Source organism: Neorhizobium descurainiae (genome assembly GCF_051400715.1).
Taxonomy (GTDB): Bacteria; Pseudomonadota; Alphaproteobacteria; order Rhizobiales; family Rhizobiaceae; genus Neorhizobium.
The window spans coordinates 1-878 of the sequence record NZ_JBLFFK010000092.1 but is presented as its reverse complement, the minus strand read 5'-3'; the positions used below and the strand labels follow the sequence as shown (position 1 = coordinate 878).

Here is an 878-nt window from a genome sequence, read left to right as displayed (position 1 = left end):
CCGCGTCGGCCGGCCGGCCTCGATCGCATTCCGCTGTCGCCGGCGCAGGAGCGGCTTTGGTTCCTGTGGCGGCTCGATCCCGACAGCGCCGCCTATACGATCGCCGGCTCGATCCGGCTCGAAGGCGAGCTCGACGTCGCGGCTTTGCGCTCGGCGGCTGCCGCCGTGGTCGCCCGACACGAGAGCCTGCGCACCCGCTTTGCCGAGACCGACGGCGTCGCCCATCAGCTCGTGGCCGAGACACCCGACTTCGGCTGGACGCTCGAGGACCTGCAGGGCCTTGTCGCAGCTGCGCGCGAGGACGCGCTCGAGCGGATGCTTGCGGCAGGTGCCGCCATGCCCTTCGATCTCGTCAACGGGCCGCTCCTGCGGCTGAGGCTGATCCAGCTGGGCGAGCACGAGCACGTGCTGCAGGTCGCCATGCATCACATCGTCTCCGACGCCTGGTCGATGCCCATCCTGATGAAGGAGTTCGCCGCCTTCTACAACGGCGCCCGCAAGGGCGAGGCGATCGAGCTTGCGCCGCTTGCGATCCAGTACGGCGACTATGCGCTGTGGCAGCGGACCTGGCTCGACGAGGATGCGGTCGCCGGCCAGCTCGCCTATTGGCGCGCCCGCCTCGGCCAGCAGCATCCGGTACTGCAACTGCCCGTCGACCGGCCCCGCAAGGGTGGACGCGACACATCAGGCGGCCTGGTCGAGCTTGCCGTTCCCGCCGATCTCGCGGAGTCGCTCAGGCGCCTGTCGCAGGCCCATGGCGCCACCCTGTTCATGACGCTGCTGTCGGCCTTCCAGCTCCTGCTCTACCGCTACAGCGGCCAGTCCGACATCCGGATCGGCGTGCCGGTGGCCGGCCGCAACCGGCTGGAGACCCAGGA

General features: G+C 70.0%; 1 protein-coding gene. It reads left to right on the top strand.

Annotation, left to right across the window (positions count from 1 at the left end; translation table 11 throughout):
- Positions 1–878 (top strand): condensation domain-containing protein (locus ACMGE0_RS33565; protein ID WP_436820174.1); only part of this gene is annotated, 878 nt, incomplete at both ends.